Here is a 13,622-nt window from a genome sequence, read left to right as displayed (position 1 = left end):
ATGAAAAGAATTCTATTGTTAATTGTTGTTGTGGCATTTTTTGGAAGTGTGAAAGCTCAGTCTGATTTTAACTTTGGGCCTAAAGTAGGGTTAAACGTTACGAACCTTACTAATTTTGAAATGAACAATAAGGCGAGTATTCACTTCGGAGGTTTTGCTAATGTGAAATTTTCAGATTTTGTCGGAATGCAGGTCGAATTATTGTATTCCCGGCAGGGGACAAGAGATAAGTTTCATAGTAATTACAATAAAAAAGTGACAAGCGTGGTACGGGTAAATTATTTGAATATCCCTGTATTAGCTCGTTTAAATGTATGGGATAACTTACATGTAGAGGTTGGACCGGAGTTGGGGCTTGCTTTAAATGCAAAATATGTAGAAAAAGTAGGAGATGAAACGACCAAGGTAAAAATGCATAATTTAAATACGGTGGGATTAAGTCTTGCTGTAGGTGCTTCCTATGAGCTGGATATGGGATTGATGTTTTCAGCCCGTTATAATATCGGATTGACAAATGTTTTCGACAAAGATATTGTCGGAGAATCCAATAAAAATCACGTTTTTCAACTTTCTGTCGGTTATAAGTTGAATCTTTAGAAAAGAATAGGATACAATAATTATATTTTGCTGAAAATATCCGAAAAATACTGCGAACTGACTGGTAAATTTAGGCCCGGGTATAGGGAGACAGTCGGCCGAAAACGTTGCGATGCAAAGCAAACTTGAGTATTTTTCGGATATTTGTTCATTTAAAATAGAGGATATTTATAAAGTCAGGATAAAAAGCGGAATACGAACCTTATAAAATAAAAATGATATGAAATATTGTTTGGTTTTTTTATGTCTTCTGGGTGGATTCGGATGGACTTGGGGACAGAATGCAAACGTTTACACACCGACAGCTGAAAATCTGAAAAACCGGGAAGAATTCCGGGATGCCCGTTTTGGGATGTTTATTCACTGGGGGATCTACAGTATGTTGGGCAGTGGGGAATGGGTATTGGAGCAGAAAGGGCTGAATGAAAAGGAATATCAGAAACTAGCAGCCGGTTTTTACCCCTCACGGTTTAATGCCGAAGAATGGGTGGCTATCGCTCAGCAAGCAGGCATGAAATATATCTGTTTTACTTCTCGCCATCACGATGGTTTTTCCATGTTTGCTACCCATCAATCGGATTACAACATTGTCGATGCCACTCCTTTCGGACGCGATGTCGTAAAAGAATTGGCGGAAGCATGTCAAAAAGCAGGTATAAAATTATTTTTCTATTATTCTCATCTGGATTGGCATCATCCTGACTACTTTCCTTTGGGGCGGACGGGGCATAAGACCGGTCGGGAAGCCAAGGGAAATTGGGAAAATTATTTGAAATTTACGGATGCTCAGTTGACGGAATTGCTGACAAACTATGGACCGATTGGGGGGATCTGGTTTGACGGTTGGTGGGATAAAAAAGACGCTCCCTGGCGGCTGGAAGAACAATATGCTTTAATTCACCGTTTACAACCGGCTTGTCTGATTGGGAATAACCATCATCAGGCGCCGAAGAGCGGAGAAGATTTCCAGATGTTCGAACGTGATTTGCCGGGTCAAAATACAGCTGGTTATTCCGGAGAATCCGAAATCGGAACATTGCCTTTGGAAACTTGTGAAACCATGAACAGGACTTGGGGATATAATCTACAGGATCACAACTTTAAATCTACAGAAGCTTTGATTCGTTATCTGGTAAAGGCTGCTGGAAATAACAGCAACCTTTTATTGAATGTGGGACCGCGACCGAATGGGGAAATTCCGGAAGAATCGGTAAAACGCTTGCAGGAAGTAGGAGAATGGATGAAAGTATATGGGAATACGATATACGGTACCCGGGCAGGACTTATTGCACCCCACCATTGGGGAGTCACAACTCAAAAAGGGAATATTTTATATGTACATATATTGGATGCGCAGGATAATGTTTTATATCTTCCTTTACAAGGAGTGAAAGTAAAAAAAGCCAGTGTCTATAAGAATGGAAAGCCTGTTATTTTCCGTCAGGATAAAGATGGTGTGACATTGAAGTTACAAGAAATCCCTACAGATATCGATTACGTAGTAGAGATGTTGCTGTGAGGCGGTTGTTTTTCACACTTTGCTTTTGTACAGAAAGACGCTTGTTCCTGTGACAAGGGGGAGGAATACCTAAAAAATAGAGTAATGAATTATACCTGGATTCGTCTTGGTTTGAGCGTGTAAAGGTTGAAAAGTTTCCTTTGAAAATGATTGAGGGCATTTCATGCTTGAGAGAGGTTTATCTGACGCCTCGCTGATAGGGGAAACTGAAGTTTCTGGTGCCTATCCTTTCTCCAGGACCAAAGTTTTGTCTATTGGCGAAACCTCAGTCCGTTTTTGCCAGAAAGCATTAAGCCTCAAGGGAACCTTTCGACATTTACACCCTTGACCGATTACATTTCAGAACAAATTCAGATCTGCTTTTTCTCTTTCAGAATATCTCTGATTTCGGAGAGCAGGGTTTCTTCTTTTGTCGGAGTGGGGGGAGCGGGAGGCGGTGGCGGAACTTGTTTTTTGCGGAGGCTGTTCATGCCTTTGATAACTAAAAAAATAGAAAATGCGATAATCAGAAAGTCCAAGCTGGTTTGAATAAAATTTCCGTAGTTAATATTAACTGCTTCTATGACTTTTCCGGTAGGGTCTACTTCTGCTGGTTTTAGATGTATAACGAGATTTCTGAAATTTACCCCTCCGATTAAAAGGCCGATAGGTGGCATGATGATGTCGCTCACCAATGAGGAGACAATCTTGCCGAAAGCTCCGCCGATAATAATACCGACAGCCATATCGACTACATTGCCCTTCATGGCAAAAGCTTTAAATTCCTTTAAAAAACTCATAGTTTTGATTTTATAGATTATTATTCGGATGTTGTATCATCACTTTTTGTCCGTCTTTTAAGTCGGCAACGCCGGCTGTAACAATAATATCATTGGGATAGAGGCCTTTTTTTATCAGGGCTTTATCTTCGAAAAATAAAACTTTTACGGGATGGCGTTGGACTGTCATCTGTTCCGGATTGACCAGCCAAATGTAATATCGGTTGTTCTCAAAAAGTAAAGCGCTGGCGGGGATAATAAAATTGTCGGAAATAGTGTTTTCTATTTTGAGAAGCACTTTTGCAGAAAAACCGGGGTATACTTCTTTTTGAAAAGGTTTAAAATCCGGATCGGTAATTCGTAAGGTTACCGGTATGCCGGAACCGTCTGAGGAGTAAATATATTCTTTAATATCGGCTTGAAACCAGCGTCCCGGATAGGTGTCGAATTGTACGTAAATAGTTTTTGGAATTTGCATCACAGAAATAGCCGTTTCCGGTAAGATAAAGCGCACATTGAGCTTATCCGGATTGACAAGACGGACAATAGCTTCACCTACTTGTACTTGTTGAAAATTTTCTACATATTTTTTTTCTACCAATCCCCGGAAGGGAGCCAAAAGTTGTGTATAGCCAAAAGTCCGTTTGGCAATATTGAGGGCAGAGGTGGCCCGTATATAATCGGCCCGGGCAATTTCCAGATTTTGAACGGCAGTCGCATTTTGTTGCAATAACCGTTCCGTACGTTCATAGATGGATTTTGCCGTTTCGTAATTGGATTCCGCGGTTTGATATTTTAATCGGTAATCTATGGGATCTATGCGGGCGATGACATAATTTTTGGGTATAATCTGACCTTCTTCCACCGGAAGGGAAGTGAGCGTCCCGGCAACTTTAAAGGCGAGAATACTGAATTCTTCTGCTTCTACTGTACCTGTATAAGTCCTGTCGATAGTACTGAGTGTACCGACTTTTACGACTTTCACCGGACGAGTGGAAAGTGTAAGGTCGGTATTTTTTTCTTTTGTACAGGCTACCAATAGAGAAAGCAATATCAATACGTAGGTATTTTGCATTTATGGCGTTTTTACTGTTTGTACGGAAATATCCCTTCTATTTGTTACATAATCTTAATTTCTTTTTAGAAAAGAGTTGCTGAAGAAAAGAGCAGCAGACAAGGGGAGGGACGAGAAAGAAAAAATTGACTTTCGGAATTTAACTTTTTGCTTTAGAAAATGGAAGTCTGCTGAAATATCCTTATTTTTACGATAAAATAAATAAAAATGGTCATTACAAAATATTCTGAAAAAATTAAAATATACAATCATTATACCAATTATAAAGGACGGTTGTTTATTAAAACTTTATGTGATTTATTTAATGATGTAGCGGAAGGGCAGACAAAACTTTTGGGTGTAGATGTGGATACGCTGAATAAATCCGGTTTAACCTGGATGTTACATCGCCTGCATATTCAGATTCATAAAATGCCTCAATTTGAGGAAGAAGTGATTTTGGAGACTTGGCCGTCGGGAATAGATCGGTTGTTCGCATTGAGGGATTACCGGATGTTGAGGGGAAGTGGGGAGGAAATTGTAAGAGCTACTTCTGAATGGATAACAGTCGATTTAAAGAAAAGGCGGCCTGTGCGTCAATCGGTGCGGGTTATAGAAATGAGCACGTCTCATCAGATTGAAAAACTTCCTATCGAACATTTGATCAACGAGAAAGAATTCGGGACAGATTTTCAGGAATGCCGCCAATTTACAGCAACTTTCGACAATATTGATTTTAACGGACATGTCACCCAGGCTTCTTATATGAGATGGATAACGAATTCCCTGCCTTTTGATTTTCTTAAAAACCATATACTGACGGAAGTGGAAGTCGTTTATGAGCATGAGATTATGCCGGATAGCCGGATAAATTCTTATTACCGGATAACTTCCGAAGGAGAGCGGGTAATTGTTTACCATCGGGTAAAAGATGCTTCGGACGAACGGGTGCATTGTACCGCAGAAACGATCTGGAGTGTACATACGGATAGAAAAGGGTAGAATTTAAATACTCGTACGTATTCCTTTTTTCTTTAGGATGGGAGGTTTGATAAGCAGGGTGTGACCGGTCAGCATTCATCGAGCGCGGGCTAGTGTGGAGCCCTTGGACGTATATGTGTTTACACTTTTGGACATTCAAGAGTGTAAACATAAAACCTCAGATTTCTTCGTCAATTTGATATACATTCCGGTCTACGGCGGAACGGGAAACCAGTTCTGCTATAAATCCCGCTAAAAATAATTGGGTTCCCAGTATCATACAAGTTAAAGCGATGTAGAAATAAGGGCTATCTGTAATCAGAGAGGCGCGGATTCCTTTGACGAGATTCATATATTTTTCGATTCCGATCCAGGCGATAGAACAAAAACCGATTAAAAATAAAAATGTACCTAAGGCTCCGAAGAGATGCATGGGTTTTTTGGCAAATCGGGTGATAAAAGAGATCGATAACAAATCCAGGAAGCCGTTGATAAAGCGGTTTAATCCTCCGAATTTCGTTTTGCCATATTTGCGGGCACGGTGTTGTACCACTTTTTCTCCGATTTTGGTAAATCCGGCTTGTTTCGCTAAGATCGGAATATAACGGTGCATTTCTCCGTACACTTCTATACTTTTTACCACTTTGTTTTTATAGGCTTTTAGTCCGCAATTGAAATCGTGTAATTTCAGGCCGGAAAACTTACGGGCAGTAGCATTGTATATTTTTGTCGGTATCGTTTTGGATAGGGGATCGTATCTTTTCTTTTTCCATCCGGACACCATGTCATAATCCTCTTTTTCGATCATTTGGAAAAGAGCGGGTATTTCGTCCGGGCTATCCTGCATATCTGCATCCATCGTTATGACGACATCTCCCTGTGCTACTTGAAAACCGCAGTGTAAGGCTGCCGATTTCCCATAATTACGTCGGAATTTTATGCCATGTATACAAGGATTCTGGCGGGATAAATCTTCTATATATTTCCAGGAATGATCCGTACTCCCGTCGTCTACCATAATGATTTCATAGCTCAATTGGTTTTCGTCCATCACCTTTTTAATCCATGCTGTTAATTCAGGCAAAGATTCTTCTTCGTTATAAAGAGGGACAATTATGGAAATATTCATAGAAATTCGATTTACAAATATTAATTACTGTTCTGAACGTCAAAAGGCTAAATTTCTGTTGGTCTGCTTTTTTTCAAAAAAGCAGCTACAATCAGCGAATAAATAACTCCCAGCAAGGTTTTAGATATAAATTCAGAAAATCCCATTGTGAGGGGTGTGGTAAAAGCGTGAAGCATTTGCGTCATATTGTCGGCTAAGGGAGAATTGGGATAAAGTTCTTTAAAGACACTTTCTACTGTCGTTAAATAGTTTTTCAATGTTTCCGGATGAGCCGAGTAAATAAAGGAGGTATAAACAGCATACACGAAAGCGGTGACTACAGACAGATAGCTGCCTGTTTTTACGGCTTTTCCGTAAGAAATATATCCCTGTAATCCGGCATTTTCCCTGTATCTGCGGATTTGGATAAAAAGTCCGATGATATACAGGAAAGTGAGTGTCCTGTCCAGAGCCGGATTGGCATAAATATTGCCATTATATTGGAAATACATATAAGAGGCGACAACAAAAGTTCCTCCCATCAGTAATCCGAAAGGCATATTAAAAGATAGAAATATATTCGTTTTTTTCTCCATTTTTCGGTATTCGTATGAATGCAGAGAGGTTAAACTCCCGCTTTACTTCTCAGATAAATTTTTTCTCCTTCAATTAAAGGAGTATTGCTATCGATATAATTGAATTTAACCAGACTTTTAAGTTTTACACCATACATCTGTGCTATTAGATAGAGTGTATCTCCCGGTTTCACACGATGGAATTCATATCCTCTTGCCGCCTTATTTTTTTTCTTTTTTAGGAATACATACTGTCCGATTGTCAGAGATGTATCTTTTTTGTCGTTGTATTGTAATAATTTCCGGAGTTTTATCCCGTAATAAGTAGCAATATTTTCGAAAGAATCGCCTGCCTGTATTTCAATACAGATAATTCCATTACGCATTTCTTCCCGTTTCAGATAATTGACAGATACCGGTTTGGCATAAGGGGAAGGCGTAGGGTTTTCTGCGGAAGCAGTTACGGATTCCGGGCGAGAAAGGGTGCGTTTTAGAGGATGATCGTATTTATAGAGTTCTTCTTCTTCGATAATTTTTATAAGCATATCGGCATATTGAGGGTTTGTTGCATATCCAGCGGCTTTCAGTCCTCTGGCCCAAGCTTTATAATTATTGGCCGGAATCTTAAAGAGGTCGGCATAACGGGGGCGGGAAACTAAAAATTCACTGTGATCGATCCAGGATTGTTCCGGATTTTTATATTTTCGGAAACATTCGTCGGCCAAATCATCGTCCATATGAAAAGTAGGGCCTACCCATTCGTGACATTTTATGCCAAAATAATTGTTGGCGTTCACGGAAAGTTCCGATTGGCCACAGCCGGATTCCAGAATACCTTGAGCCAGCTTAATACTGGCGGGAATACCGGTTCTTTCCATTTCTTTGATGGCGATGTGTTTGTATTTTCGGATAAATTCTTTCCTGGACTGGCCGTAAACGGCTAAGCTTGATACGCTTAAGAGTGAAATTAAAAATATTTTATAAATCTTCTTCATACTTTCGTAACGCAATGAGATCAGAAAATAATAAAAAAAGTTCTTTTCATGCTCTGCTTTTAATAAACTTTTACGAACTTTACAAATCCTGTATCACGTTGTAAAAGTAATAAAAATAAGCAATGGATAAAAGAGAAGTCAAAATTGATTATGTGGTTTATAAAAATTCTTATCCTCCAGAGTATGAGTTGTTGTGTCGGAAAGCGGTAGAAGTATTGCCGAATGCTTATAGCATTTATTCCGGTTTTTCAGTGGGGGCTGCTGTTTGGCTGGAAAATGGGGAAATTCTGACAGGGACAAATCAGGAGAATGCTGCCTATCCCAGTGGAATGTGTGCAGAAAGGACTGTATTGTATTATGCCGGAGCACTTTATCCGGAGGTTGCTATAAAAGCTTTGGCTGTAGCGGGTGCCAATAAGGGGCAACAGACAGAAGAATTTGTACCTCCTTGCGGAGCTTGCCGTCAGGTCATGATGGAAATGATAAAGCGTCACGGGGATTTTGACGTTATTCTGATCGGCAAACAGCAGACCGTTTGTTTGAAGGCGAGCGCTTTGATGCCTTTTGCTTTTACTTTGTTATAAGAGAACGCCTTTTGTTTTGCGTAGAGAATTTACCGACGTTTGAGCGGTACAAACCTCAGGGGATATCAATCAGTTGCCGGTATAGGAAACCCGATGAAGGATCGATCGGCCCAGTGTCAGTTCGTCGGTATATTCCAGATCATTTCCGATGGATATTCCCTTGGCAATGGTCGTAATCGTAAGGGATTCTTTATTTTTGAGCTTTTTGTAGATATAGTAACCGGTAGTATCTCCTTCTATTGTGGCGCTGAGGGCAAAGATTATTTCTTTCACTTCCGGTTTTTCAGCTCTTTCGAGCAGGCTGCTGATATGTAAATCTGCCGGACCAATGCCTTCCATGGGCGATATAATGCCGCCCAGGATGTGATAAAGGCCATGGTATTGGGAAGTAGCTTCTATGGCCATGATATCTTTAATGCTTTCGACCACACAGATCACAGAATTGTCTCGTTTGGGATCACTGCATATTTCACAGAGATTATTGTCTGAAATATTATGGCATTGCGGACATTCCCGGATATTGTTTTTTAAATCCTGAAGGCTTTGGAGAAATGAATTTACCTCTTCCGGCTTTTTTTTCAGCATAAAAAGCACGTATTTCAAGGCTGTTTTTTTCCCTACTCCCGGTAATAAAGCAAATTGTTCTACTGCTTTTTCTAATAATTTCGAAGATAAACTTTGCATGTCTGTCTCGTTCGGTCAGGATTCTTCTGTTTTTTCCGGCTTATTGAATTTAATGTCTTTCAGCATCATTTGGATATCGATTTTTCCCATGAATTCGTTTTCCTGAAGAGAGTAGCAGATACTGAAATATTTACCGGAATTTACTTCGTCGTATAAATGTCCCATTCCAAAACCAATACCGCTACGATCGCTGCAGATGCGGGTATCATCTACTACGACGAGTTTCAGGTGCTCATTGTTTCTTCCTACCCTACGGGTTCCGATAAAATTGGTTACATTTTCGGTCATAAATACCGGAATGGTATTATTGGGTCCGAAAGGGGCAAATTTCTGAAGCATATTATACAGTTCAGGCGTAATATCGGAGAGTTTGATCTTTGCATCAATATTGATTTGGGGTGTTAACATCTCCTCGTTGATCGTTTCCTGAACGATTTGCTCAAACTTTTTTCTGAAAGGTTCTATGTTTTCGATTTTCAGGGTCAGGCCGGCTGCGTATTTATGTCCCCCGTAATTTTCCAGTAATTCGCTGCATTGGGAGATAGCGTAATAGAGATCGAACCCCTCCACGGAGCGGGCGGAACCGGTAGCCATGCCATTGGATTCGGTTAATACGATGGTAGGACGGTAAAACGATTCTGTCAGTCGGGAAGCGACAATTCCGATCACTCCTTTATGCCATTTGGGATTGAAAAGTACAGTTGTCTTACGGGAAGGTTCTATTTCGGAATGGGTGATATGGGCGATAGCTTCTTCTGTAATATCGTGATCCAGTTTTTTCCGGCGGTCGTTAAAAATATTGATATCGGAGGCGATATCGTTGGCGGAGAATTTTTCGTCAGCCACCAGAAGATCGACGGCTCGGTTTCCTGATTCTACCCTTCCGGCCGCATTAATCCGGGGGCCGATTCGGAACACGATATCGTTTATCGTAATTTCTTTATCGATACCGGAAACTTCAATGATTGTCTTCAGACCCAGACTGGGTTTTTCGTTTAACTGTTGCAGTCCGTAATAAGCGAGTATGCGGTTTTCTCCGGTGATGGGTACAATATCACTGGCGATGCTGACACAGAGCAGGTCCAACAATTTATACAATTCCGACATGGGTAAATTGTGTTTCATGCTGTGTGCCTGTACCAGTTTAAAACTTACCCCGCAACCGCTGAGCCATTTATAAGGATAATCGCAATCCTGGCGTTGGGGGTCCAGCACCGCAACGGCTTCCGGCAGCGAATCGCCGGGCGTATGATGATCGCAGATGATAATGTCTACGCCTTTTTCTTTGGCGTACCGGACTTTTTCTACTGCTTTTACACCGCAATCTGTTACCAAAATGAGGGAAAAGTCATTTTCTGCAGCATAGTCTATGCCTTTGATAGAAACTCCGTATCCTTCTGTATAGCGATCCGGAATATAATATTCCAGATTTGTGGCGTTACATTTATTTTTTAAGTATTTATAAAGTAAAGCTACTGCCGTTGTGCCGTCTACATCGTAATCTCCATATATCAATATTTTTTCCTCTTGAGCGATGGCTTTGTCCAAACGGTCTACAGCTTTGTCCATATCTTTCATTAAAAACGGATCGTGGAGCATGTTGAGAGAAGGGTAAAAGAAAGCCTGTGCTTTTTCAGCAGTATCTATATCTCTTTGTAACAAGAGATTCGCAATAACGGGGGGACAGTTTAATTTATATGCTAATTTTAATATCTTATTTTCCTCCGGGGGAGTGTTTATAACCCATCTTTTTTTCATTATACTTTTTTCCAATTCTGATACAAAGAAGCGGAAATTCCTTGTTATTTCAAAACTAAAAAACTATAATTTTTCAACAGTTTAAACATAAAAAAGGTATGCAGTTACAAATCAAAGGAATAGGATAGCTTTCTCTTTATTTTTTTATTATCTTTGCAGTCCCTCGATGAGATGTGGAAATTAACATATTGATAATAAACTATTTAAATAATAATAAAATGGGTTTTACTGAATTGAGTGAACAGGAAATAATCCGTCGTAATTCTTTGGCCGAATTGACGAAATTGGGAATTGAAGCTTATCCTGCTGCAGAATTTAAGGTAACGGGCCGGGCTGAAGAGATAAAAGAGAGTTTTGATGATGCAGCTCCGAAGCGGGAAGTTGTGATTGCCGGAAGAATGATGAGTCGCCGGATTATGGGTAAAGCTTCATTTTTTGAATTGCAGGATGCTACCGGAAAAATTCAGGTATATGTCAGCCGGGATGATATCTCTGAAGATGAAAATTCTACGGCTTATAATGTTTTATTTAAGAAATTGATGGACATCGGGGATTTAGTAGGGGTAGAAGGTTACGTTTTCCGTACCCAAACCGGGGAGATTTCTGTGCATGCTCAGAAGTTGGTTATGTTGTCGAAATCGTTGCGTCCTTTACCTATTGTCAAGGAGAAAGACGGAAAGATTTTCGACGCTTTTACCGATCCGGAATTGCGTTATCGGCAACGTTATTTGGATTTGATTGTAAATCCTCAGGTGAAGGAAGTATTTGTGAAAAGAACCCGTATGATCAATGCGATTCGGGAATTTTTTAACAGCAAAGGTTATCTGGAAGTGGAAACACCTGTTTTACAGGCGATTCCGGGAGGTGCTTCTGCTCGTCCTTTTATCACTCACCACAATGCTCTGGATATTCCTTTATACCTTCGAATCGCAAACGAGTTATATCTGAAACGGTTGATTGTAGGCGGTTTTGAAGGAGTATATGAATTTTCCCGGAATTTCCGGAATGAGGGAATGGACAGAACACATAATCCGGAATTTACCTGTATGGAAATCTACGTAGCTTATAAAGATTATCTGTGGATGATGAATTTTACAGAGGAGATGATTGCCCGGGCTGCTATGGCTGTGAATGGGACTTTGAAAGCCCGGATCGGAGAGGAGGAAATTGATTTTACTCCGCCTTTCCGTCGGATTCGGATGACAGACGCTATTTTAGAATATACGGGTTATAACATAGAAGAAATGTCTGAAGAGGACCTCTATAATGCTTGTTTGAAGATGGGCATAGCCGTAGACAGGACAATGGGAAAGGGGAAACTGATCGATGAAATTTTCGGAGAGAAATGTGAAGGGCATTATATCCAGCCTACTTTTATTTATGATTATCCGAAGGAGATGTCACCTTTGACAAAGAAACACAGGAGTAATCCGGATCTGACAGAGCGGTTCGAATTGTTTGTCAACGGAAAAGAAGTCGCCAATGCTTATTCCGAACTCAATGATCCTATCGATCAATTGGATCGTTTCCAACAACAGATGAAATTGCAGGAAAGAGGAGACGATGAAGCGATGTATATCGATTATGATTTTGTACGGGCTTTGGAATATGGTATGCCTCCCACCTCCGGTATGGGAATCGGTATCGACCGTTTGTGTATGTTCCTCACCAATAGTCCTTCTATTCAGGATGTTTTGTTTTTTCCCCAGATGAAACCGGAAAAGAAAATTGCCGTTGACGGAGACGAAAAATTTGAAGAGGCGGGGGTGCCCAAAGAATGGATAGAAGTGGTGAAAAAAGCTGGAATTTTGACTGTAGAAGCTTTGAGAGAAGTGGAAAATTCCAATAAATTACATCAGCAGCTTTGTGGAATTAACAAAAAGGAAAAGCTGGGGTTGACGGCTCCTTCTCAGGAAGAAGTGAAAAAATGGACAGGTAAATAACAAGGAAATTTGAGAGGTATGATTTACGATTTTAATTTTAAATTGTAAATATAAAGCAATAATCATGGAAATACCAGAAAAACCCCGGTTGGGCATTGTCGGAGGAGGAAGTTGGGCGACAGCTATAGCTAAAATATTGACAGAAACGAACGACCATATCAATTGGTTTATGCGGAATATTGATACCATCAAGGCTTTTCGGGCTTTGAGTCATAATCCGCGTTATCTCTGTGGAGTGGAATTTGACCTTTCTAAAATTACCTTTACCGACGATATCAATAAACTCATCGGGATGTGTGATGTCATTATATTTGCTATTCCCAGTGCTTTCCTGAAAAATGTAACGGCTAATATTACGGTTTCTTTGCAGGAAAAAATTGTCGTTTCTGCTATTAAAGGTTTGATACCCAATGACAATCTGATTATAGGGGAATTTTTTAATCATTATTTTAAAGTGCCTTTGGAACAGATTGTGGTGATTTCCGGTCCTTGTCATGCCGAAGAAATTGCCTTAGAGCGCTTATCGTATCTGACTTTTGCCAGTAATGATCTGAAAGTTGCCCGGCGAGTTGCCCAGACTTTTGATTGTCATTATGTAAAAACCAGTATTTTGGATGACATTTACGGAACGGAATATGCTGCGGTATTGAAAAATGTAATCGCTATTGCTGCCGGAATTTGCCATGGGTTGAGGTATGGGGACAATTTCCAGGCTGTTTTAATTTCAAATGCCATACAGGAAATTGAACGTTTTGTCGCCGCAGTTCATCCTATTCACAGGGACATAAAAAGTTCAGCTTATCTGGGGGATTTGTTAGTAACCGCTTATTCACAATTCAGTCGGAACCGTACTTTTGGGACGATGATCGGGAAAGGTTATTCTGTGAAATCGGCTCAGATGGAAATGTTGATGATTGCAGAAGGTTATTTTGCCGTAAAGGGAATCAAAGAAATTAATGAGCATTATAATGTGCACATGCCCATTACTAATGCGGTATATAATATTTTATATGAACGGATCAGTCCGACGATGGAAATCCGTTTGCTGACAGAGGAATTGAGGTAG

Annotated in this window: 13 protein-coding genes; 6 read left to right on the top strand and 7 right to left on the bottom strand. The window is 40.2% G+C overall.

The window, feature by feature from the left end; translation table 11 throughout:
* Positions 1-597 (top strand): porin family protein, encoded by a 597-nt coding sequence (locus tag HMPREF9449_RS07245; RefSeq protein ID WP_009136603.1) that lies wholly within the window; start codon positions 1-3, stop codon positions 595-597.
* A 220-nt stretch (positions 598-817) separates the two neighbouring features.
* A complete protein-coding gene (locus HMPREF9449_RS07240; RefSeq protein ID WP_009136602.1) occupies positions 818-2,116 on the top strand; it encodes an alpha-L-fucosidase in 1,299 nt (432 codons plus the stop codon).
* Positions 2,117-2,466: 350 nt separating this feature from the next.
* On the opposite strand, the gene mscL is transcribed toward HMPREF9449_RS07240, so the two are convergent.
* Positions 2,467-2,904: a large-conductance mechanosensitive channel protein MscL gene (gene mscL, locus HMPREF9449_RS07235; RefSeq protein WP_147640034.1), complete on the bottom strand. Its 438-nt coding sequence runs from the start codon at positions 2,902-2,904 to the stop codon at positions 2,467-2,469.
* Position 2,905: 1 nt separating this feature from the next.
* Positions 2,906-3,949 carry an efflux RND transporter periplasmic adaptor subunit gene (locus tag HMPREF9449_RS07230; RefSeq protein ID WP_009136600.1) on the bottom strand — a complete coding sequence of 348 codons (1,044 nt, stop codon included), beginning with the start codon at positions 3,947-3,949 and terminating at the stop codon, positions 2,906-2,908.
* Positions 3,950-4,156: 207 nt separating this feature from the next.
* Between HMPREF9449_RS07230 and HMPREF9449_RS07225 the strand changes: the two genes are divergently transcribed.
* Positions 4,157-4,930, top strand: coding sequence for an acyl-[acyl-carrier-protein] thioesterase (locus tag HMPREF9449_RS07225; protein WP_009136599.1), 774 nt, complete (start codon positions 4,157-4,159; stop codon positions 4,928-4,930).
* Between the two features lie 157 nt (positions 4,931-5,087).
* Here HMPREF9449_RS07225 and HMPREF9449_RS07220 read toward each other — a convergent pair whose 3' ends face one another.
* The 3 genes from HMPREF9449_RS07220 to HMPREF9449_RS07210 are packed head-to-tail and all read right to left on the bottom strand — an operon-like array spanning position 5,088 to position 7,587.
* Positions 5,088-6,038, bottom strand: coding sequence for a glycosyltransferase family 2 protein (locus HMPREF9449_RS07220; protein WP_009136598.1), 951 nt, complete (start codon positions 6,036-6,038; stop codon positions 5,088-5,090).
* Between the two features lie 47 nt (positions 6,039-6,085).
* Complete coding sequence (locus HMPREF9449_RS07215; protein ID WP_040611258.1) at positions 6,086-6,613, bottom strand: DUF4199 domain-containing protein; 528 nt, start codon at positions 6,611-6,613, stop codon at positions 6,086-6,088.
* Positions 6,614-6,642: 29 nt separating this feature from the next.
* A complete protein-coding gene (locus tag HMPREF9449_RS07210; protein ID WP_040611256.1) occupies positions 6,643-7,587 on the bottom strand; it encodes a glucosaminidase domain-containing protein in 945 nt (314 codons plus the stop codon).
* A 122-nt stretch (positions 7,588-7,709) separates the two neighbouring features.
* Here HMPREF9449_RS07210 and HMPREF9449_RS07205 point away from each other — a divergent pair, with 122 nt between their 5' ends.
* Positions 7,710-8,171 (top strand): cytidine deaminase, encoded by a 462-nt coding sequence (locus HMPREF9449_RS07205; RefSeq protein WP_009136595.1) that lies wholly within the window; start codon positions 7,710-7,712, stop codon positions 8,169-8,171.
* A 69-nt stretch (positions 8,172-8,240) separates the two neighbouring features.
* On the opposite strand, the gene recR is transcribed toward HMPREF9449_RS07205, so the two are convergent.
* The gene (gene recR / locus HMPREF9449_RS07200) at positions 8,241-8,855 is read right to left on the bottom strand and encodes a recombination mediator RecR (RefSeq protein WP_009136594.1); all 615 of its coding nucleotides are present in this window, start codon (positions 8,853-8,855) and stop codon (positions 8,241-8,243) included.
* 15 nt (positions 8,856-8,870) lie between these two features.
* Positions 8,871-10,613 carry a single-stranded-DNA-specific exonuclease RecJ gene (gene recJ / locus HMPREF9449_RS07195; protein WP_009136593.1) on the bottom strand — a complete coding sequence of 581 codons (1,743 nt, stop codon included), beginning with the start codon at positions 10,611-10,613 and terminating at the stop codon, positions 8,871-8,873.
* 218 nt (positions 10,614-10,831) lie between these two features.
* Between recJ and lysS the strand changes: the two genes are divergently transcribed.
* Positions 10,832-12,556 (top strand): lysine--tRNA ligase, encoded by a 1,725-nt coding sequence (gene lysS / locus HMPREF9449_RS07190; RefSeq protein WP_009136592.1) that lies wholly within the window; start codon positions 10,832-10,834, stop codon positions 12,554-12,556.
* 64 nt (positions 12,557-12,620) lie between these two features.
* Positions 12,621-13,622, top strand: a complete 1,002-nt coding sequence (locus tag HMPREF9449_RS07185; protein ID WP_009136591.1) for an NAD(P)H-dependent glycerol-3-phosphate dehydrogenase — start codon at positions 12,621-12,623, stop codon at positions 13,620-13,622.

It is taken from the genome of Odoribacter laneus YIT 12061, assembly GCF_000243215.1.
In the GTDB taxonomy this organism is placed as follows: domain Bacteria; phylum Bacteroidota; class Bacteroidia; order Bacteroidales; family Marinifilaceae; genus Culturomica; species Culturomica lanea.
Note: the sequence above shows the minus strand (reverse complement) of the source record. Positions and strands in the feature narration are given on the sequence as shown.

What these genes read in the sequence shown, in the direction of transcription:
- HMPREF9449_RS07210 (WP_040611256.1), bottom strand. Translation starts at nt 7,587, where the DNA reads ATGAAGAAGATTTATAAAATATTTTTAATTTCACTCTTAAGCGTATCA.
- recR (WP_009136594.1), bottom strand. Translation starts at nt 8,855, where the DNA reads ATGCAAAGTTTATCTTCGAAATTATTAGAAAAAGCAGTAGAACAATTT.
- HMPREF9449_RS07205 (WP_009136595.1), top strand. Translation starts at nt 7,710, where the DNA reads ATGGATAAAAGAGAAGTCAAAATTGATTATGTGGTTTATAAAAATTCT.
- HMPREF9449_RS07245 (WP_009136603.1), top strand. Translation starts at nt 1, where the DNA reads ATGAAAAGAATTCTATTGTTAATTGTTGTTGTGGCATTTTTTGGAAGT.
- recJ (WP_009136593.1), bottom strand. Translation starts at nt 10,613, where the DNA reads ATGAAAAAAAGATGGGTTATAAACACTCCCCCGGAGGAAAATAAGATA.
- HMPREF9449_RS07240 (WP_009136602.1), top strand. Translation starts at nt 818, where the DNA reads ATGAAATATTGTTTGGTTTTTTTATGTCTTCTGGGTGGATTCGGATGG.
- HMPREF9449_RS07215 (WP_040611258.1), bottom strand. Translation starts at nt 6,613, where the DNA reads ATGGAGAAAAAAACGAATATATTTCTATCTTTTAATATGCCTTTCGGA.
- HMPREF9449_RS07225 (WP_009136599.1), top strand. Translation starts at nt 4,157, where the DNA reads ATGGTCATTACAAAATATTCTGAAAAAATTAAAATATACAATCATTAT.
- lysS (WP_009136592.1), top strand. Translation starts at nt 10,832, where the DNA reads ATGGGTTTTACTGAATTGAGTGAACAGGAAATAATCCGTCGTAATTCT.
- HMPREF9449_RS07230 (WP_009136600.1), bottom strand. Translation starts at nt 3,949, where the DNA reads ATGCAAAATACCTACGTATTGATATTGCTTTCTCTATTGGTAGCCTGT.
- HMPREF9449_RS07185 (WP_009136591.1), top strand. Translation starts at nt 12,621, where the DNA reads ATGGAAATACCAGAAAAACCCCGGTTGGGCATTGTCGGAGGAGGAAGT.
- HMPREF9449_RS07220 (WP_009136598.1), bottom strand. Translation starts at nt 6,038, where the DNA reads ATGAATATTTCCATAATTGTCCCTCTTTATAACGAAGAAGAATCTTTG.